The sequence below is a fragment of the Streptomyces sp. NPDC005402 genome (assembly GCF_040606575.1).
Taxonomy (GTDB): domain Bacteria; phylum Actinomycetota; class Actinomycetes; order Streptomycetales; family Streptomycetaceae; genus Streptomyces.
The window spans coordinates 15,749-33,883 of sequence record NZ_JBEXFB010000042.1; the positions used below are offsets into that span (position 1 = coordinate 15,749).

An 18,135-nucleotide genomic window follows, 5' to 3' on the forward strand; every position below is an offset into this window, starting at 1 on the left:
GCTCCGCCGCGGGGCGCGACAAGCCCGCACCGCCCTGCACCCAGAAAACCGCTTCCCACCCCATGGGATACTGACCGTGTCTATCTGATCCCCCGAGGAGAACGGCACCCACTCCCATGGCCCCGGTCACGTCCCTCAGCGACGCCGTCAACCAGCAGCTCACCTCCGCGATCTCCGCCTCCCTGCCGGAGGCCTCCGCGGACCCCCTGCTCCGACGCAGCGACCGGGCCGACTTCCAGGCGAACGGCATCCTGGCGCTCGCCAAGAAGGCGAAGGCGAACCCGAGGGACCTGGCGACGCAGGTCGTGGCACAGATCGTCACGGGTGACGTGATCAAGGACGTCGAGGTCTCCGGCCCCGGCTTCCTGAACGTGACGCTCACCGACCGGGCGATCACGCAGAACCTGGCCGCGCGGTACGAGGACGGCGACCGTCTCGGCGTTCCGCTCAAGGAGCAGCCCGGCGTCACGGTGATCGACTACGCCCAGCCGAACGTGGCGAAGGAGATGCACGTCGGGCACCTGCGCTCCGCGGTGATCGGTGACGCCCTGCGGAGCATGCTCGACTTCACCGGCGAGCGGACGATCGGCCGGCACCACATCGGCGACTGGGGCACCCAGTTCGGCATGCTCATCCAGTACCTGATCGAGAACCCGGGCGAGCTGGCCCCCCCGGACGAGGTCGACGGCGAGCAGGCCATGTCGAACCTGAACCGGGTGTACAAGGCGTCCCGTGTGGTCTTCGACTCCGACGAGGAGTTCAAGGAGCGGGCGCGGAAGCGGGTCGTGGCCCTGCAGTCCGGTGACAAGGAGACCCTCGAACTCTGGCAGCAGTTCGTGGACGAGTCGAAGGTCTACTTCTACTCGGTCTTCGAGAAGCTCGACATGGAGATCCGGGACGACGAGATCGTCGGCGAGTCCGCGTACAACGAGGGCATGCCCGAGACCGCCCGCCTCCTGGAGGAGATGGGTGTCGCGGTCCGCTCCGAGGGCGCGCTGGTCGTCTTCTTCGACGAGATCCGCGGCAAGGACGACCAGCCGGTCCCGCTGATCGTCCAGAAGGCCGACGGCGGCTTCGGGTACGCGGCGAGCGACCTGACGGCGATCAGGAACCGCGTCGTCGACCTCCAGGCGACCACGCTCCTCTACGTCGTGGACGTACGCCAGTCGCTGCACTTCAAGATGGTCTTCGAGGCGGCCCGCCGGGCGGGCTGGCTGAGCGACGACGTCACCGCGCACAACATGGGCTACGGCACGGTACTCGGCGCGGACGGCAAGCCCTTCAAGACGCGTGAGGGCGAGACCGTCAAGCTGGAGGACCTGCTGGACGAGGCGGTCGAGCGGGCGACCGCGGTCGTGCGCGAGAAGGCCGAGAAGGTGGGCCTGACCGAGGAGGAGATCGTCGAGAACGGCCGGTACGTCGGGATCGGCGCCGTGAAGTACGCGGACCTGTCCACGTCGCCGAGCCGTGACTACAAGTTCGACCTGGACCAGATGGTCTCCCTGAACGGCGACACGTCCGTGTACCTCCAGTACGCGTACGCCCGCATCAGGTCCATCCTGCGCAAGGCGGAGGACGCCTCCCCTGCACCGCACCCCGAGCTCGAACTGGCCCCGGCGGAGCGCGCGTTGGCCCTTCACCTGGATTCCTTCGGCGCCACGGTCTTCGAGGCGACGGCGGAGTACGCCCCGCACAAGGTCGCCGCGTACGTGTACCAACTGGCGTCCCTGTTCACGACGTTCTACGACCAGTGCCCCGTGATCAGGCCCCGCCCGGCGCAGGACATCGTGGAGAACCGCCTGTTCCTGTGCGACCTGACCGCCCGCACCCTGCACCAGGGCATGGCCCTGCTGGGCATCAGGACACCCGAGAAGCTCTGACCTGTCGGCCGGGGAAGGCGCTACGGCACCACGAACTCGCACCACACCGCCTTCCCCAGCTCCCGCTCCCGCACCCCCCACCGGTCACTCAGCGCGGCCACCAGCAACAGCCCCCGCCCGCCCTCGTCCCCGTCACGGACGATGTGCGGCACACCGCCCCCGCTGTCGTGCACCTCGACGACCAGGGCGCTCACGTCGTACCGCAGGAACAGCCGCAACTGGCGTCCTGGCGGTACGCCGTGCAGCAGTGCGTTCGTCACCAGTTCGCTCACGCAGAGCAGTACGTCATCCGCACGCGAGGTCTGCGCCAGGCCCCAGCCGGCCAGGGCCTCGGCCGTGAAGCGGCGGGCGGCCTGCGCGGTTCGGCGTTCGCGGCGGAAGAACCTCTCGCGCAGGAGCGGTAGTTGGGTCGTCTCGTTCACGGGACGAGAGTCGCGGAGAGTGACTAACGTTGATCACTCGGTGAACCCGTACAGATTTTTTGTACGGGCTCCCACCCGGTGACGTACGTGTCCGGAGGGGGATGGAGACCTGCATGAGCGCCAGGAAGCCACCGCGGCCGAAGAACCTCACGTCCATGAAGATGCTGGGCAAACAACTCGGCACCGCGCGCCGCGCCGCGGGCCACACCCAGACCGCCCTCGCCGACCTCGTCCGCGTCGACGAGGAGACCATCGCGTCGATCGAGCAGGGCCGACGGACACTCAAACCGGACCTGGCCGCCCTGCTGGACGAAGTCCTGGAGACGAAGGGGATGTTGGCGGCGGGCGTGGCCAACCTGCCGGACATCGACCAGTTCCCGATGTGGGCCGAGCTGTACATGGAGCATGAGCGGGAGGCCATCTCCCTGTCCTGGTACGACAACGCGGTCCTGCCCGGCCTTCTCCAGACCGACCAGTACGTCCGGGCCGTACTCCGCAACCGGGTTCCCGCGTACGACGAGGACGAGATCGAGACGCGTACGGCGGCCCGCCTGGAACGTCAGGAGATCCTGCACCGCAGGAATCCGCCGACGCTGAGCTTCATCGTGTGGGAGCCGGTGCTGCACATGAGGATCAGCGGACAGGACGTCTGGAAGGAGCAACTGCGGCATCTGCGAGTGCTGACTGAACTGCCTTGCGTCTCCCTCCAGTTCCTGCCGCTGAACAGTCCGTACAACGCGGGCCTGAACGGCCCCTTCACCCTCCTCGAAACACCGGACCACCAGCACCTCGCGTACACCGAGTCACAACGCGGCAGCCAGTGGGTTTCCGACGCGGATGAGGTATCCAGGCTGGCGCGCAAATATGCGATGCTGCGGACACAGGCCCTGACCACACAGGACTCCAGGGATCTGCTCGACCGCCTGCTAGGAGAGCAATGAGCGCCGAAGCACTTCAGTGGTTCAAGTCGACCTATAGCGGCGATGAGGGCGGCCAGTGCGTCGAGGTAGCCACCTGCCCCCACACCATCCACATCCGCGACTCCAAGAACCCCGACCCCACCCTCAAGGTCACCCCCACTACCTGGACCGCCTTCACCACCGGTCTCAAGTAGCGCGCCGTCGGTCATTGTCAGTGGCGGCCCCTACAGTCACTGGCATGGCGACTCTTCCCAACCCGCTGCCCACCCTCGCGGCAGACCCGAGCGGTCGTTCGCTCGGTCTTGGACTCCCCCTGGGGAGACTGATCGACGCGACCGACGACGGACCGTGGCACGAACCGCTGCTGTGGCATGCCGAGTACGCCGCGTCCTCCGGCGCATGGACCGCACTGGGCGCACCGGCGGCCCGTACCGGGCTGCTGCCTGTGCTGATAGACGTCGGCGGGACCCAAGGCGGGCCGGAAGAGTGGGAGTTGATGCCCGGGGAAATGTCGTACCCCGGGGACCACGACCCGGAGGAGGTGCTGGCGGACTTCTGGGAGGAGTACGCCGACGACGAGCTCTTCAGCGGCACCTGGCCCGGTCTGGCCAAGGCCCCCGCCTCCCTCCCCGCCAACCCCGACACCCGGGCCGCAGAGACCGCCGACGCGCTCCTCGACGAGGGATCGTGGTTCAAGGAGCCGCGTCTCGCCCTGGTCCCGGCCCGCCGCAGCGCGGACATCCCGGCGGCGATCGGCTGGACGGGCCCGCTGAACTACGAGAACGACGTGGCCCGCCTCTGCGCGGTCCTCCGCTCCTGGGAGGACCGCTTCGGCATACGCGTCATCGCGCTCACCTTCGACCAGTTGGTCCTGTCCGTGGCCGCCCCACCCGCGACGTTGGACGAGGCGGAGGTCGTCGCCGCCGAGCACTTCGCGTTCTGCCCGGACAACATCACCCAGGGGGGCCACGATGCCCTCCGCGCGTACGCCGAACACGCGCTGCTGGGCCAGCGCGTCTGGTCCTTCTGGTGGGACTAAAGGGCAAACCAGAGGTCTCCCATGAGCAAATTCCCTTTCAAGTCGCCCCCTCCCGCCTCGGCTCACCGCATCCGTCGCTAGACTCCCTTGTCGTTTGCGGTCCTTAACAGGGGGAGGGCGCTCAGCATGGCGGACGGCTTTTCCGTGGACCTCGGCGCGCTGCGCAAGGCCGCCTCCGGGATCAGCACCACGCTGGACGCGATGGCCACCAAGAAGGTGAGCGACATCGACGTTCCCAAGGGCGACTTCGGGCACGACGAACTGGCCTCGGCGATCGTCGACTTCACCGACCGGTGGAACATCGGCGTCACGCACCTGGCCTCCGACGGCTCCGAGGTCGCCGACCGGCTGAACCGCTGCGTCCAGAATTACGAGGCGGCCGAGGAGCACATCCAGCTCTCCACCGAGGGCATTCTCCAGTCGCCCTCCGGAACAGACCCGGGGGCGTCCTGATGGCCGAGCTCGGCGAGACGTCGGACCCCCGCGCGCTCGTCCCCGGCTCACCGGACTCCCTGACCACGACCGCACAGTCCCTGCTCGCCTACGGTGACGTCCTCATCGAGGCCGGCGAAGGACTGGCGAAGATCGACACCGAGGACGGCTGGCGGGGCCCTGCCGGCGACGCCTTCCGGGACCGTTTCCACGGCCAGCCCGTCCGATGGACCGAGGCGGGCAACGAGTTCCACACCGCCGCGAACGCCCTGTACGACTATCTCCACACCCTGCGCGCGGCCCAGCAGCGCGCCGCCGAGGCCATATCCCGCTACGCGCGCGGCGAGGCGGCCACCACCAACGCCAAGAACGCCCATGATCAGCAGGTCACCGAGGCGCGTGGAAGAGGGGACAACACCGAGATCCCGTTCAACGATCCCGGTGAAGCGGACCGTGCCGGCGCCCGCGCGGATCTCGACACCGCCCGCGGCAATGTGAACACCGCCGGACACTCCGCGGCCGCGCTGGTGCGGAAGGCCACCGAGTCCGCCCCGGAGCGCCCGGGATTCTGGTCCAAGGTCGGTGACGTCCTCGGAGACGTGGGCGAGGGCCTGCTGGACGGCGGCAAGACCGTGGTCAACGACCTCGCCTCCTTCGGGAACGCCATGATCCAGCACCCCGGCGACAGCGCGGCGATGCTCGGCGGCATGCTCCTGGCGGGCGTCAGCGCCGGCGGTGAAGGTCTCGGCGTCGCCCTGGACGCCACCGGGGTCGGCGCCGTCGCCGGTGTGCCCCTCAACGTGGTCTCCGCCGCCGGGATCACCGCGGGCGTCGGCCTGGCGGGCGCCGGTGCCGTGGACCTCGCCCAGCACGCCACGAGCGACTCCCGGGTCGAACCCCTCCGCATGAACAGCGAGGGCTCCGGCACCGGCGGCTCCTCACAGCAGCCGGCCTCCGATCTGATCAAGAACGGCCAGCAGTACAAGGGCACCGGCGGCCGCGCGGGAAACAACCTCCCGGCGGAGAACGGCCCGAAGGACGGCACCCTCTACAAGACGGACCCGCAGACCGGAAAAGTCACCAACTACACGACGTACGACTCCGAAGGCCGTGCGGTGAAGCGGGTCGACCTGGAGGGCCGTCCGCACGGCGGGGTGGACACCCCGCACGTCGTAGAGTACGAGCGCAACACCAACCCGAAAACCGGTCAGGTCTTCGTGCGCCCGTCGAACGAAGTACGCGCCGCGTTCCCCTGGGAGATCCCGTGACCAGCAGCAAGCCGTCGTGGACCGACCGGAGGCTGCCGGCGTTCTTCACCAGGTGGCGCACCGACTGGAAGGACGAGGAGCTCACCCCGGCCAACTACCTCGACTTCGAGGGCGGCCTGCGCTTCGTCCTGGCGGCGGCCTGGCTGTTCTGCCCCGAGACGGTCGAGTACCGCGGCGGTGTGTTCCTCAAGGCACGGTTCGGTCAGGACAACGTCGACAACTGGTTCGCGAACCTGGGCGACGACAGGGAACGTGTCGAAGCGGTCACCAACCAGGTCAAGTTGTGGGACACCTTCAACAACACACCCCTGACGGACGACGATCAACTCGGCGAGGAACTGCCTCAACTCGCGCTGGCCCTGGGGGAATGCTGGCAGGGCATCCTGTCCGCCCGGTACCCCGACCTGGAGATCACCGTCGAGGTGAGCGACGAGGAGGACGGCTCCTACGGTCCGACCGTCACCTTCTGGACCTCCCCGGCCGTCTCCCCCTTCGGCTAGCAGGACTCACCTTCCGGCCCGGTCGCCCCGCAGCCCCTCCCCCAGCCTCCGCAGCCCCTCCGCGATCTCCTCCGGCGTCTGCGTCACGAAGCAGAGCCGCAGGGTCGAGCGGTCGGGCTCACCGGCGTAGAAGGGCGCGCCCGGCACGTAGGCCACATCGCGCGTCACGACCTGCGGCAGCAGCGCGGTGGTGTCGTACGAGGACGGAAGCCGCGCCCAGAGGAACATGCCGCCCTCGGGACGCGTCCAGACCGACCCCTCGGGCAGGGCCTCGGCCAGTCCCGCGAGCATGGCGTCCCGCCGCTCCCCGTAGACCCGCGCGACTCGGCGCACATGTGCGTCGAGGTCCCGGTCGGCCAGGTAGCGTGCCGCGGCGAGCTGGTTGACGGTCGGGGTGTGCAGGTCGGCGGCCTGCTTCGCGACCGCGCAGGCCCGCCGCAGCTCGCCGGGCGCCCGCAGCCAGCCCAGCCGCAGCCCGGGGGCCATGACCTTGGAGAAGGACCCGAGGAGCACGACCCGGTCGCGGACCTCCTCGTGGGAGGCGATCCACGGCACCCGCTCGCCCTCGAAGCGGAGTTCGCCGTACGGGTCGTCCTCGACGATCCACAGCCCGCACCGCGCGGCCACGGACGCGACGGCGGCCCGGCGCCCCGCGGACATGGTCCGCCCGGTCGGGTTCTGGAAGGTGGGCACGGTGTAGAGCAGCTTGGGCCGCTCCCGCACGACGAGTTCCTCCAGGGCCACGGGGTCGGGCCCCTCGTCGTCCCCCGGCACGGCCACCACCCGGGCGCCCGCGAACCCGAAGGCCTGAAGAGCGGCCAGATAGCAGGGGCTCTCGACGAGGACCGTGTCCCCGGGCTCGATCAGCGCGGTGGCGAGCAGCGACAGCGCCTGCTGCGACCCGGTGGTGACGAGGACGTCGTCGGCGTCGGTGGCGAGCCCGCGCACCGACATCCGCTCGGCCAGGGCCGCCCGCAGCACGGGCTCGCCCTCGGTGGTCGAGTACTGCAGCGCCCGCTCGGGCATCTCGCCGAGCACCGCCCGGTACGCCTCCGCGATCCCCTCGGCGTCGAACAGTTCGGGCGCCGGAAGGCCGCCCGCGAAGTTGATCACCTCGGGACGGGCGGTGACGGCGAGGATGTCCCGTACCGGCGACCCACCGACCGACCGGGCCCGGGCGGCGAGCGGCGGCACGGAAGCGAACGTGGGCACCGTCATGGCACGGCTCCTTCGACTGCGGACTGCGACGACTGGGTGCAGCGCAGCCTAAAGAACTGAGTGCCGCCTACAAGCACCTTTCCGCGATACGGACGCCGGGCACCCGCTCAGGCCTTGCTGCCGGTCGCCCCGTAGACGTTGATGTCGTCGTCGGTGACGTCGTTGATGTCGCGGTAGCGGATCTTCTCGATGTCGTCGAGGGACTCGAAGTCCTCCGCGTCGATGGAGGGCGGCGCGGGCGCGAGCCCGGGGTGCCACCGGTGCGCGGGCACCACACCGGGCTCGTCCAGCGTGATCCCCGGCACCTCGGTGAAGAACCGCTCCACCTCGCTCCTGGACCGGAACACGAAGGTGAAGCCGCGCTCGGTGTAGGTCCGCTGGACCGCACGGGCGGGCACGGGATGCATCTCGTCGGTCAGATGGCTGAGCACGATCCGGCTGCCGGAGGGCAGGGCCTCCACGAGCTCCCGCACGATCGGATAGGCCTCGTCGTCCTCGACGAAGTGCAGGATCGCGACCAGGCACAGCGCGATCGGCTGGTCGAAGTCCAGGGTCTTGGCGGCCTGTTCGAGGATCTGCGCGGGGCTCTTGAAGTCGGCGTCGATGTAGTCCGTGCGCCCCTCGGGCCCGCTCGTGAGCAGCGCGCGGGCGTGCGCCAGCACCACCGGGTCGTTGTCGACGTAGACGACCCGCGCGTCGGGCCGGGCCCGCTGGGCGATCTGGTGGACGTTCTCCGCGGTGGGCAGTCCGGTGCCGATGTCGAGGAACTGCCGGATTCCGTCCCGCGCGGTCAGCCGGTCGACGGCCCGGCGCATGAAGTCGCGGTTGTGGCGTACGTCGAGGTAGCCGCGGGGGTTGGCGGCGAGCGCGGCGGCGGCGGCCTCGCGGTCGGCGGGGTAGTTGTCCTTACCGCCGAGGAAGACGTCGTAGACGCGCGCCGGATGTGCCCTGGTGGTGTCGATCCTCTTGGCCAGCTCGGCCGGGTCCTGGCTCAGCGCGTCACCGGACATGGGCGTCTCCCCTGTGATGTGTCGGTCCTTCGACGGACCACCGCCGCGATCGTCAAGAACCTAACTCCCGGGGCGACTTGATGGTGCCCGGTGCCCGAGTTACCCCGTCCCGCATCCCGCGCGAGGGACGCGGGAAACCACATCCGCGCCGGTCAACGCATCCCCCGTGACGATCCCGTCCCGAATCCCCGGCCAGGCCTGGCGATCGCGCCCTGTCCCCCGCAGCCTGATCCCATGCGCATCCGCCCCCCCACCCCCCGCATGCTCACCGCGACGGCCCTCGCCCTCCTCGCCCTGGCCACACTGACGGGCTGCAAGGACGGCCAGGGCGTACGCGACGAGGGCCCGGCCAAGGACAGGGCGGCGGCCCTCACCGCCGTGGAAAGCCAGAAAGCCGCCCGGCACTGACCGGGCGGCCTCGAAGCGGAGTCACGGCATCACACGTGCGCCGGGGCCAGCTTCGGGTTGGGGCCGTACTTGTTGTCGCCCGGCTCGCTGTCCAGCACCGAGAAGACGAACAGGGTGATGCCGCCGACGAGCGGAACGAAGGCGAACAGGATCCACCAGCCGCTGCGGCCCGTGTCGTGCAGGCGGCGCGCGGTGACGGCCAGACCGGGCAGCAGGAAGCCGAGGTAGGGGATGACCGGGATCCACGACTGCTTGGTGGCGAGGCCGATGCCGAGGAACACGACGTAGATGATCCCGGCGAACAGGGCGAACATCCAGTATTCCTTGCGGCGCGCACGCCCGCTGAAGACCGCGTACTTCTTGAGAACTTCGATGAACCAGCTCATGGTGGTGTCCCCCCAGAGATCGCCGCTCGGAACCGTTCCGAATGGATCAGGCCAGGCGCAGAAGATATGGAGGATGTCGGGAACTCGTCAATTCGACGGATGTAAGCGGTTCATCAAGTCGAACGCCCGGCACAGCCCGACAAATCCACCGCAGCGGAGTGGGAATTACGGACAGATCACCAGAAGATCACCGGACGAAGTACGGCTTGTTATCCGGACGTTGGCCGGAACGAGCTCCGCCCGTATCCGGACCGAGCTCGAACCGTTGCCGTGACACGCCGTCCGGCGGCTTCGTCAGGCGAGCTTCTGAGCCACTTCGGTCGCCCAGTAGGTGAGGATGTTCTGCGCCCCGGCCCGCTTGATTCCGGTCAGCGTCTCCAGGATCGCCCGGTCGCGGTCGATCCAGCCCTTCTCGGCGGCGGCCTCGACCATCGAGTACTCACCGGAGATCTGATAGGCGACGACCGGCACGTCCACGGCGTCGGCGACCCGCGCGAGGATGTCGAGATAGGGCCCCGCCGGCTTGACCATCACCATGTCGGCACCCTCCTCCAGATCGAGGGCGAGCTCACGCAGCGACTCCCGCGCGTTCGCGGGATCCTGCTGATAGGTCTTGCGGTCGCCCTTCAGCGAGGACCCGACGGCCTCCCGGAACGGCCCGTAGAACGCGGAGGCGTACTTGGCCGTGTAAGCCAGGATGGCCACGTCCTCCCGCCCGATCTGGTCGAGCGCGTCCCGGATGACGCCGACCTGCCCGTCCATCATCCCGCTGGGCCCTACGACATGGGCGCCCGCGTCGGCCTGCACCTGGGCCATCTCCGCATACCGTTCAAGAGTGGTGTCGTTGTCGACGCGCCCCTGCGCGTCCAGCACCCCGCAGTGCCCGTGGTCGATCGTCTCGTCGAGACACACGTCGGACATCACGAGCAACTCGTCCCCGACCTCGGCCCGCACGTCCCGGATGGCGACCTGAAGAATCCCGTCCGGGTCGGTGCCCGGCGTCCCGAGAGCGTCCTTCTTCGACTCCTCCGGCACCCCGAAGAGCATGATCCCGGAGATCCCGGCCTCGACGGCCTCCGCAGCGGCCTTCTTCAGACTGTCCCGGGTGTGCTGCACGACTCCGGGCATGGCCGCGATCGGCACAGGCTCACTGACGCCCTCCCGCACGAACGCCGGAAGGATGAAGTCAGCGGGGTGCAGCCGCGTCTCGGCAACCATCCGCCGCATGACGGGATTGACCCGCAACCGCCGGGGCCGCGCGCCGGGAAAAGAACCGTACGTCGTCATACACCTAAGCTACGCCCGCCCCGTGGGCCCCTTTGCCGACGGGGCGTCGGGGGATGCCACGCGGCGTCGGAGGGCGCCTGCGGGCCGGTGGGGGCTCATCGCGCAGTCCCCCCGCCAGCCGCGTACGGCGGCAAGGGGACGGGGTGGGGAGTGTCCGCCCGCAGCGGCCGGCGAACACCGAACCGCACGCGCTACCCCCCACCGGGGCCACAGCCGCACCGCAGGCACCAGGGACGCGAGGAACTGCGCGACCAGCCCCCACCGGGGCCACAGCCGCGCCGCAGGCACCAGGGACGCGAGGAACTGCGCGACCACCCCCCACCGGGCCGCAGCCGCGCCGCAGGCACCAGGGACGCGAGGAACTGCGCGACCAGCCCCCACCGGCCCGCAGCTGCGCCGCAGGCATCAGGGGCGCGGGGAACTGCGCGGCCAGCCCCCACCGGCCCGCAGACGGCGACCGAACCAGACCACCCACCGGAGACGGCCCGCACGGGCGCCGCAGGCACCCGCACCCACCACATGCGCCGCCCCACCCCCAGGTCCAAGCTGAAAGCACAAGGCAGGAGGACACCATGGCTGCCACCCCCTACACCCCCGACACCCACGACACCCACCCCACCCTCGACGAGATCCGCGGCCCCGTCATCCGCCCCGGCGAGCCCGGCTACGCCGACGAAGTCACCGGCTTCAACCTGGCCGCCCTGCACACCCCCGACGTGGTCGTCGGCGCCACCAGCGCGGAGGACATCGTCACCGCCCTGCGCTGGGCCTCGGCCACCCACACCCCCGTCACCGTCCAGGCCACCGGCCACGGCGCCAACTTCCCCATCGAGAACGGCCTGCTGATCAACACCGCCCGCATGACCGGCGTACACGTCGACGAGGACACCCGCACCGCGACGATCGCCGCAGGCGCCAAGTGGCGGCACGTCCTGGCCGCCGCCACCCCTCACGGCCTCGCCACCCTGAACGGCTCCTCCACCGACGCGGGCGTCGTCGGCTACACCCTCGGCGGCGGCCTCCCGGTCCTCGGCCGGACCTACGGCTACGCGGCCGACACGGTCCGCTCGTTCGAGGTCGCCACCACCGACGGAACGCTCCACCACACCGACCGCGACACGGAACCCGACCTCTTCTGGGCCCTGCGCGGCGGCAAGGGCAACGTAGGAGTGGTGACCTCCCTGGTCACCGAACTCCTCCCCCTCTCGCGCGTCCTCGGCGGCGGCATCTACTGCGCGGGTGAGGACGCCGAGGCCCTGCTGACCACCTGGGCGACCTGGACCCGCGACGTCCCGCCGGAGATGAACAGCACCTTCAGCATCCTGCGCCTGCCGCCCTTCCCGGAGATCCCCGAACCCTTCCGGGGCGGCTTCTGGGCAAGGGTCTGCCTCGCCTGGACCGGCGACCCGACAGCGGGCCAGGAACTCCTCGCCCCGCTCCGCGAGGCCGCACCGGTCGTGATCGACACGGTGGAGGAGATGGATTACGCGGCGGTGGACCGCATCTACCTGGACCCCCAGGACCCGCTCCCGGCCCGCGAGTCCTGCGCCCTGCTGCGCGAGCTGACCCCGCAGGCGATCGACACGTTCCTGGACCAGGTGGGCCCGGCGGCGGGCGCCGGTGACTTCCCGCTCCTGATGGTGGAGATCCGCCACATGGGCGCGGCGCTCTCCCGCCCCGCCACCGTGGCGGACGCGGTCTGCGCCCGGGACGCCGAGTACCTCCTGGAGGCGGTGGGCGTCCTCGCGGCACCCCCCATGGCCGAGGCGGTCGAACGCGCCACGAGATCCCTCAACACCGCGATGGCCGCGTACGGCACCGGCCGCACCTTGGTCAACCTGCACGGCACCCCGGGCGACGAGACGGACCGCGCCCGGGCCTGGACCCCGGAGGTCTACGACCGCCTGCGCCGCACGAAGTCCAGGTACGACCCGGAGAACCTCCTGCGCTACGGCCACACCGTGGCCCCGGCCGCCTGAGGCACCGCACAGGGAGAACCGCAGAACTCAGGTCGTCGACCGCCGCCGCCGGGCTCCCGGCCGCCGCTCGCTCGGCCGCGTCACCGGATCGCCGGCCTCGACCGCCGCGGCCCGCCGCTTCAGCCCGAAGTCGGCGAGGGCCTCGGCCAGCTTGTGCACGGACGGCTCGGGAGCCATCACGTCCACCCGAAGGCCGTGCTCCTCGGCGGTCTTCGCCGTGGCGGGACCGATGCACGCGATCACGGTCACGTTGTGCGGCTTCCCGGCGATACCGACCAGGTTGCGCACGGTGGAGGACGACGTGAAGAGCACGGCGTCGAACCCGCCCCCCTTGATCGCCTCCCGCGTGTCCGCGGGCGGCGGCGAGGCCCGCACGGTCCGGTAGGCGGTGACGTCGTCGACCTCCCACCCGAGCTCGATGAGCCCGGCGACCAGGGTTTCCGTGGCGATGTCGGCCCTCGGCAGGAAGACCCGGTCGATCGGGTCGAAGACGGGGTCGTACGGCGGCCAGTCCTCGAGGAGGCCCGCGGCCGACTGCTCCCCGGAGGGCACCAGATCGGGCTTCACGCCGAAGGCGACGAGCGCCTTGGCGGTCTGCTCGCCCACCGCGGCGACCTTGATCCCGGCGAAGGCACGGGCATCGAGCCCGTACTCCTCGAACTTCTCGCGCACGGCCTTGACGGCGTTGACCGAGGTGAAGGCGATCCACTCGTAGCGACCGGTCACGAGCCCCTTGACCGCCCGCTCCATCTGCTGGGGCGTTCTCGGCGGCTCGACGGCGATCGTCGGCACCTCGTGCGGCACGGCCCCGTAGGACCGCAGCTGGTCGGAGAGCGAGGCCGACTGCTCCTTGGTGCGCGGCACGAGAACCTTCCAGCCGAACAGCGGCTTGTTCTCGAACCACGACAGCTGGTCGCGCTGTGCGGCGGCCGAGCGCTCACCGACCACGGCTATCACCGGCCGGCCGCCCTCGGGCGAGGGCAGCACCTTGGCGTGCTTGAGCGTCTGGGCGATGGTGCCCAGGGTCGCCGTCCAGGTCCGCTGGCGTGTGGTCGTACCGGCGACGGTGACGGTCATCGGCGTATCGGGCTTGCGCCCGGCCGCGACCAGCTCCCCGGCGGCGGCGCCCACGGAGTCCAGGGTCGTCGACACGACCACGGTCCCGTCCGACACCCCCACCTCCGTCCAGCACCGGTCGGAGGCCGTCCGCGCGTCCACGAACCGCACGTCCGCGCCCTGCGCGTCCCGCAGCGGGACACCGGCGTACGCGGGTACGCCGACGGCCGCGGCCACACCGGGCACGACCTCGAAGGGAACGCCCGCGCGGGCGCAGGCCAGCATCTCCTCGGCGGCGTACGCGTCGAGCCCGGGGTCCCCGGACACCGCACGTACGACCCGCCTGCCGCCCCGCGCGGCCTCCATGACAAGATGTGCGGCATCCCGCACAGCGGGGACAGCAGGGGTTGTTGACGTGCCGTCAACGACTGTCAGTTGGGGCGCGCCCGGACCCGGAGCCGAGGGCAACTCGGTGTCCGTGTCCACGACGGCGACGCCCGACCGAGCGTGGACGCGCACGACGTCGAGCACCTCGTGCCCGGCGACGAGAACGTCCGCGTTCGTGAGCGCCTCGACGGCGCGCAGAGTCAGCAGTCCCGGATCTCCGGGTCCGGCACCGAGGAAGGTGACGTGCCCGTGTTCAGGACCGGCGGGAAGGGTGGTGGGGCTCACTGTGCTCGCTCCCCCATCAGACCGGCCGCGCCCTGGGCGAGCATCTCGGACGCGAGTTCGCGACCGAGCGCCATTGCCTGGTCGTACGACTCGGGCACGGGACCGGTGGTGGACAACTGCACCATGCGTGAGCCGTCGGTGGTACCGACGACGCCCCGCAGGCGCATTTCCTTGACAATCTGCCCGTCGGCCAGGAGGTCGGCCAGCGCCCCCACAGGGGCACTGCAACCGGCCTCCAGGGCGGCGAGCAGTGACCGTTCGGCGGTCACGGCGACCCGCGTGAACGGGTCGTCGAGCTCGCCGAGCGCTGCGATCAGGTCCGCGTTGTCCGCGGTGCACTCGATCGCAAGTGCTCCCTGGCCGGGAGCGGGCAAAACTGTGTCGACCGACAGGAAGTCGGTCACTTCGTCGATACGGCCGATGCGCTGCAGCCCTGCCGCGGCCAGCACGACCGCATCCAGTTCACCATCGCGCACGAACCGCATCCGGGTGTCTATGTTCCCCCGGATCGCAACCGTCTCGATATCAAGTCCGTGCGTGCGGGCGTACGCGTTCAGCTGCGCGGTACGCCGGGGCGAACCGGTACCGATGCGGGCACCGCGGGGCAGGTCGGTGAACTTGAGGGCGTCCCGGGCGACCAGGACATCACGCGGGTCCTCGCGCTCGGGGAGCGCGGCCAGCGTCAACTCGTCCGGCTGGCCGGTCGGCAGGTCCTTCAGCGAGTGCACCGCGAAGTCGACCTCGCCCTTGAGCAGGGCCTCCCGCAGCGCGGTCACGAACACACCCGTGCCGCCGATCTGCGCGAGCGCCTCCCTGGACACATCGCCGTACGTGGTGATCTCGACGAGCTCGACGGGCCGCCCTGTCACCCGGCTCACGGCATCCGCCACCCGCCCGGACTGGGCCATGGCGAGTTTGCTCCGCCTGGTCCCGAGCCGTAGCGCCTTGGTACTCATGACGAGCCTCGGTCTTTCTCATCGGTGGTGCTGTCCTCGGCGCGGGAGACGGCGGCCACCGTCTCGGGGTCGAGGTCGAACAGGGTCCGCAGCGCGTCCGCGTACCCGGCACCGCCGGGCTCGGCCGCGAGCTGCTTGACCCGTACGGTCGGCGCGTGCAGCAGCTTGTCGACGACGCGCCGCACGGTCTGCGTGATCTCTCCACGCTGCTTGTCGTCCAGGCCCGGCAGCCGTCCGTCGAGCCTCGCGATCTCGTTCGCGACGACATCGGCGGCCATGGTGCGCAGCGCGACGACGGTGGGCGTGATGTGCGCGGCCCGCAGCGCCGCCCCGAAGGCGGCGACCTCGTCCGCGACGATACGGCGGACCTGGTCGACGTCGGCCGCCATGGGAGCGTCCGCCGAGGCCTCGGCGAGCGACTCGATGTCGACGAGCCGTACCCCGCCCAGCCGGTGGACGGCGGCGTCGATGTCCCGGGGCATGGCGAGGTCGAGCAGGAAGAGCGAGGGCGTCGGCCGCGGAATCTCGGCGACGGGCTCGGGCCTGCGCCGCTCGGGCACCCGCCCGATGACAGCGGCGGTGGCCGCGAGGGCGGCGATGGCGTCGGCTTCCTGAACCGGATCGACGACGGCGACGGATCCTTGCGGCCGGGGCGCGTTGTCCACCCAGGCGGCGTGCTGCTCGAGCTCGGAGGCGGCCATCCCTGCGACGGCGGCTTCGCCGAGCACGGAGAACCCGGCGGTGGCCTGAACAGGGGCCAGATCAAGCGGACAGTTTTCGTCAGGTTCCGCCAAGCCGCGGGCGGATGTGCCGCCTGGGGCGGCTCCCGACCCGAAGCGGGGCGGCACCTCGCCGGCGCCGAGTTGCGCGACCCACCCCCGCTCAGCGCCCGCACCGGGCACAGCCGAAGCGACAGCCTCAGCAGTAAGCACCAGCCCAGTGGCCCCGGTACAGGACACCACGACATCGGCACGTGTCAGCTCGTCCGGCACCGATTCCATCGGTACCGCACGGGCAACCACGTCCGAGTCGCCCCCGTCATTGAGGATCTCCGCGAGCCGCTCGGCCCGCTCAGCGGTCCGGTTGGCGATGACGATCTCCGCCACCCCGACCCGCGCCAGCGTCGCCGCGGCCAGCGAGGACATCGACCCGGCCCCGATGACCAGCGCCTTCTTACCGAGAGCCCAGTCCTGCACAGCCGTACCGGAGGCCAACTGCTCCAGCCCGAACGTCACCAGCGACTGCCCGGCCCGATCGATCCCCGTCTCGGTGTGCGCCCGCTTCCCGACCCGCAGCGCCTGCTGGAACAGGTCGTTCAGCAGCCGCCCGGCGGTGTGCAGGTCCTGCGCCCGGGCAAGCGAGTCCTTGATCTGGCCGAGGATCTGCCCCTCGCCCACGACCATGGAGTCGAGCCCGCAGGCCACGGAGAAGAGGTGGTGAACGGCCCGGTCCTCGTAATGCACGTACAGATAGGGAGTGAGCTCATCAAGCCCCACCCCGCTGTGCTGAGCGAGCAGTGTCGACAGCTCGGCCACGCCCGCGTGGAACTTGTCCACGTCGGCGTACAGCTCGATCCGGTTGCAGGTCGCGAGCACCGCGGCCTCCGTGGCCGGCTCCGCCGCGACCGTGTCCTGGACCAGCTTCACCTGCGCATCGGCATGCAGCGCCGCCCGCTCCAGCACGCTGACCGGTGCGCTGCGGTGGCTCAGCCCGACGACGAGGAGACTCATGCCGGCATCACGGCGGGTACGTCCCCGTCGGGCCCTTTGTCGGCAGAGGCGGAGTCACCGCGGCCCGCGGCGACCGGACCGGCGCCGTCGGACGCGGCGGCGGCCTCCTCACCGGCCTTGCGCTGCTCGTGGAAGGCGAGGATCTGCAGCTCGATGGAGAGGTCGACCTTGCGCACGTCGACACCGTCCGGCACCGACAGCACGGTCGGCGCGAAGTTCAGGATGGAGGTGACCCCTGCGGCCACGAGCCGGTCGCAGACCGGCTGGGCGGCACCGGCGGGGGTCGCGATGACACCGATGGACACGCCGTTGTCCTCGATGATTTTTTCCAGGTTGTCCGAGTGCTGCACCGGGATACCTGCGACGGGCTTGCCGGCCATCGCCGGATCGGCGTCGATCAGTGCCGCGACGCGGAATCCACGGGACGCGAAGCCGCCGTAGTTGGCGAGAGCGGCGCCGAGGTTACCGATACCGACGATCACGACGGGCCAGTCCTGGGTGAGCCCCAGTTCACGCGAGATCTGGTAGACGAGATACTCGACGTCGTAGCCGACACCGCGCGTTCCGTAAGAACCCAGGTAGGAGAAGTCCTTGCGCAGCTTCGCGGAGTTGACCCCTGCGGCGGCCGCGAGTTCCTCGGAGGAGACCGTGGGTACCGAGCGCTCGGACAGGCCCGTCAGGGCTCGTAGGTACAGCGGAAGCCGGGCGACGGTGGCCTCGGGAATCCCTCGGCTACGGGTCGCCGGTCGGTGAGTTCGGCCAGTTGCCACGGTGCTCCTGCGGGTAGAGCGGGGCTGTAGGCGGTCACACGTCCCCGGACCGCCCCGTCGAATGCAGGCTATGTCTTTGTGAACGCGTGCACAAAGATGGTGTCCGATTTGCCCGGCCAACGTGACCGGGGTCACGCGCGTCTCTCTCGGAGGCAAAACCGCACACTTCCCTCGTCAATCCTGCCCCCAAGACCACTTCGCC

At 70.3% G+C, this 18,135-nt stretch carries 18 protein-coding genes; 9 read left to right on the forward strand and 9 right to left on the reverse strand.

From position 1 onward, the window contains the following. Positions 1 to 116: 116 nt before the first annotated feature. The gene (argS, locus tag ABZT02_RS43055) at positions 117 to 1,880 is read left to right on the forward strand and encodes an arginine--tRNA ligase (RefSeq protein ID WP_356028229.1); all 1,764 of its coding nucleotides are present in this window, start codon (positions 117 to 119) and stop codon (positions 1,878 to 1,880) included. A gap of 20 nt (positions 1,881 to 1,900) precedes the next feature. Here argS and ABZT02_RS43060 read toward each other — a convergent pair whose 3' ends face one another. Beyond that, positions 1,901 to 2,302, reverse strand: coding sequence for an ATP-binding protein (locus tag ABZT02_RS43060; RefSeq protein ID WP_356028231.1), 402 nt, complete (start codon positions 2,300 to 2,302; stop codon positions 1,901 to 1,903). 113 nt (positions 2,303 to 2,415) lie between these two features. On the opposite strand from ABZT02_RS43060, the gene ABZT02_RS43065 reads away from it, so the two are divergent. The 6 genes from ABZT02_RS43065 to ABZT02_RS43090 all read left to right on the forward strand — a co-directional run bounded on the left by ABZT02_RS43065 (position 2,416) and on the right by ABZT02_RS43090 (position 6,461). After that, positions 2,416 to 3,243: a helix-turn-helix transcriptional regulator gene (locus ABZT02_RS43065; protein ID WP_356028235.1), complete on the forward strand. Its 828-nt coding sequence runs from the start codon at positions 2,416 to 2,418 to the stop codon at positions 3,241 to 3,243. Then, positions 3,240 to 3,416, forward strand: coding sequence for a DUF397 domain-containing protein (locus tag ABZT02_RS43070; RefSeq protein WP_356028237.1), 177 nt, complete (start codon positions 3,240 to 3,242; stop codon positions 3,414 to 3,416). Before ABZT02_RS43065 ends, ABZT02_RS43070 begins: the two co-directional genes overlap by 4 nt. Before the next feature lie 44 nt (positions 3,417 to 3,460). Further along, positions 3,461 to 4,261 carry a DUF4253 domain-containing protein gene (locus ABZT02_RS43075; protein WP_356028239.1) on the forward strand — a complete coding sequence of 267 codons (801 nt, stop codon included), beginning with the start codon at positions 3,461 to 3,463 and terminating at the stop codon, positions 4,259 to 4,261. 126 nt (positions 4,262 to 4,387) lie between these two features. Next, the gene (locus tag ABZT02_RS43080) at positions 4,388 to 4,714 is read left to right on the forward strand and encodes a hypothetical protein (protein WP_356028242.1); all 327 of its coding nucleotides are present in this window, start codon (positions 4,388 to 4,390) and stop codon (positions 4,712 to 4,714) included. After that, the gene (locus tag ABZT02_RS43085; protein WP_356028244.1) at positions 4,714 to 5,961 is read left to right on the forward strand and encodes a putative T7SS-secreted protein; all 1,248 of its coding nucleotides are present in this window, start codon (positions 4,714 to 4,716) and stop codon (positions 5,959 to 5,961) included. The genes ABZT02_RS43080 and ABZT02_RS43085 overlap by 1 nt, the downstream gene beginning before the upstream one ends. Further along, the gene (locus ABZT02_RS43090; protein ID WP_356028247.1) at positions 5,958 to 6,461 is read left to right on the forward strand and encodes a hypothetical protein; all 504 of its coding nucleotides are present in this window, start codon (positions 5,958 to 5,960) and stop codon (positions 6,459 to 6,461) included. Before ABZT02_RS43085 ends, ABZT02_RS43090 begins: the two co-directional genes overlap by 4 nt. A 6-nt stretch (positions 6,462 to 6,467) precedes the next feature. Here ABZT02_RS43090 and ABZT02_RS43095 read toward each other — a convergent pair whose 3' ends face one another. Beyond that, on the reverse strand, positions 6,468 to 7,679 hold the full coding sequence (locus ABZT02_RS43095) for a PLP-dependent aminotransferase family protein (protein ID WP_356028249.1): 1,212 nt from the start codon (positions 7,677 to 7,679) through the stop codon (positions 6,468 to 6,470). Between the two features lie 107 nt (positions 7,680 to 7,786). Next, positions 7,787 to 8,689 (reverse strand): SAM-dependent methyltransferase, encoded by a 903-nt coding sequence (locus ABZT02_RS43100; RefSeq protein WP_356028252.1) that lies wholly within the window; start codon positions 8,687 to 8,689, stop codon positions 7,787 to 7,789. A gap of 234 nt (positions 8,690 to 8,923) precedes the next feature. Here ABZT02_RS43100 and ABZT02_RS43105 point away from each other — a divergent pair, with 234 nt between their 5' ends. Then, positions 8,924 to 9,097 carry a hypothetical protein gene (locus ABZT02_RS43105; protein WP_356028255.1) on the forward strand — a complete coding sequence of 58 codons (174 nt, stop codon included), beginning with the start codon at positions 8,924 to 8,926 and terminating at the stop codon, positions 9,095 to 9,097. Positions 9,098 to 9,126: 29 nt separating this feature from the next. Here ABZT02_RS43105 and ABZT02_RS43110 read toward each other — a convergent pair whose 3' ends face one another. Together ABZT02_RS43110 and hemB are read right to left on the reverse strand one after the other, a co-directional pair. Further along, positions 9,127 to 9,483 (reverse strand): DUF805 domain-containing protein, encoded by a 357-nt coding sequence (locus tag ABZT02_RS43110; RefSeq protein ID WP_356028257.1) that lies wholly within the window; start codon positions 9,481 to 9,483, stop codon positions 9,127 to 9,129. 294 nt (positions 9,484 to 9,777) lie between these two features. Beyond that, the gene (gene hemB / locus ABZT02_RS43115) at positions 9,778 to 10,770 is read right to left on the reverse strand and encodes a porphobilinogen synthase (protein WP_356028259.1); all 993 of its coding nucleotides are present in this window, start codon (positions 10,768 to 10,770) and stop codon (positions 9,778 to 9,780) included. Between the two features lie 572 nt (positions 10,771 to 11,342). On the opposite strand from hemB, the gene ABZT02_RS43120 reads away from it, so the two are divergent. Then, positions 11,343 to 12,749 carry an FAD-binding oxidoreductase gene (locus ABZT02_RS43120; RefSeq protein ID WP_356028262.1) on the forward strand — a complete coding sequence of 469 codons (1,407 nt, stop codon included), beginning with the start codon at positions 11,343 to 11,345 and terminating at the stop codon, positions 12,747 to 12,749. Between the two features lie 27 nt (positions 12,750 to 12,776). On the opposite strand, the gene ABZT02_RS43125 is transcribed toward ABZT02_RS43120, so the two are convergent. Genes ABZT02_RS43125 through ABZT02_RS43140 form a run of 4 tightly spaced genes read right to left on the reverse strand, consistent with a single transcriptional unit; the run spans position 12,777 to position 17,933 of the window. Beyond that, on the reverse strand, positions 12,777 to 14,477 hold the full coding sequence (locus tag ABZT02_RS43125) for a bifunctional uroporphyrinogen-III C-methyltransferase/uroporphyrinogen-III synthase (protein ID WP_356028264.1): 1,701 nt from the start codon (positions 14,475 to 14,477) through the stop codon (positions 12,777 to 12,779). Further along, a complete protein-coding gene (hemC, locus tag ABZT02_RS43130) occupies positions 14,474 to 15,433 on the reverse strand; it encodes a hydroxymethylbilane synthase (protein ID WP_356028267.1) in 960 nt (319 codons plus the stop codon). Before hemC ends, ABZT02_RS43125 begins: the two co-directional genes overlap by 4 nt. Beyond that, positions 15,430 to 17,163: a glutamyl-tRNA reductase gene (locus ABZT02_RS43135; protein ID WP_356028269.1), complete on the reverse strand. Its 1,734-nt coding sequence runs from the start codon at positions 17,161 to 17,163 to the stop codon at positions 15,430 to 15,432. The genes hemC and ABZT02_RS43135 overlap by 4 nt, the downstream gene beginning before the upstream one ends. Further along, positions 17,160 to 17,933 (reverse strand): redox-sensing transcriptional repressor Rex, encoded by a 774-nt coding sequence (locus ABZT02_RS43140; RefSeq protein ID WP_356028272.1) that lies wholly within the window; start codon positions 17,931 to 17,933, stop codon positions 17,160 to 17,162. The genes ABZT02_RS43135 and ABZT02_RS43140 overlap by 4 nt, the downstream gene beginning before the upstream one ends. Positions 17,934 to 18,135: the final 202 nt, after the last annotated feature.

What these genes read in the sequence shown, in the direction of transcription:
- ABZT02_RS43105 (WP_356028255.1), top strand. Translation starts at nt 8,924, where the DNA reads ATGCGCATCCGCCCCCCCACCCCCCGCATGCTCACCGCGACGGCCCTC.
- ABZT02_RS43085 (WP_356028244.1), top strand. Translation starts at nt 4,714, where the DNA reads ATGGCCGAGCTCGGCGAGACGTCGGACCCCCGCGCGCTCGTCCCCGGC.
- ABZT02_RS43095 (WP_356028249.1), bottom strand. Translation starts at nt 7,679, where the DNA reads ATGACGGTGCCCACGTTCGCTTCCGTGCCGCCGCTCGCCGCCCGGGCC.
- ABZT02_RS43075 (WP_356028239.1), top strand. Translation starts at nt 3,461, where the DNA reads ATGGCGACTCTTCCCAACCCGCTGCCCACCCTCGCGGCAGACCCGAGC.
- hemB (WP_356028259.1), bottom strand. Translation starts at nt 10,770, where the DNA reads ATGACGACGTACGGTTCTTTTCCCGGCGCGCGGCCCCGGCGGTTGCGG.
- hemC (WP_356028267.1), bottom strand. Translation starts at nt 15,433, where the DNA reads ATGAGTACCAAGGCGCTACGGCTCGGGACCAGGCGGAGCAAACTCGCC.
- ABZT02_RS43110 (WP_356028257.1), bottom strand. Translation starts at nt 9,483, where the DNA reads ATGAGCTGGTTCATCGAAGTTCTCAAGAAGTACGCGGTCTTCAGCGGG.
- ABZT02_RS43120 (WP_356028262.1), top strand. Translation starts at nt 11,343, where the DNA reads ATGGCTGCCACCCCCTACACCCCCGACACCCACGACACCCACCCCACC.
- ABZT02_RS43065 (WP_356028235.1), top strand. Translation starts at nt 2,416, where the DNA reads ATGAGCGCCAGGAAGCCACCGCGGCCGAAGAACCTCACGTCCATGAAG.
- ABZT02_RS43135 (WP_356028269.1), bottom strand. Translation starts at nt 17,163, where the DNA reads ATGAGTCTCCTCGTCGTCGGGCTGAGCCACCGCAGCGCACCGGTCAGC.
- ABZT02_RS43070 (WP_356028237.1), top strand. Translation starts at nt 3,240, where the DNA reads ATGAGCGCCGAAGCACTTCAGTGGTTCAAGTCGACCTATAGCGGCGAT.
- ABZT02_RS43100 (WP_356028252.1), bottom strand. Translation starts at nt 8,689, where the DNA reads ATGTCCGGTGACGCGCTGAGCCAGGACCCGGCCGAGCTGGCCAAGAGG.
- ABZT02_RS43080 (WP_356028242.1), top strand. Translation starts at nt 4,388, where the DNA reads ATGGCGGACGGCTTTTCCGTGGACCTCGGCGCGCTGCGCAAGGCCGCC.
- argS (WP_356028229.1), top strand. Translation starts at nt 117, where the DNA reads ATGGCCCCGGTCACGTCCCTCAGCGACGCCGTCAACCAGCAGCTCACC.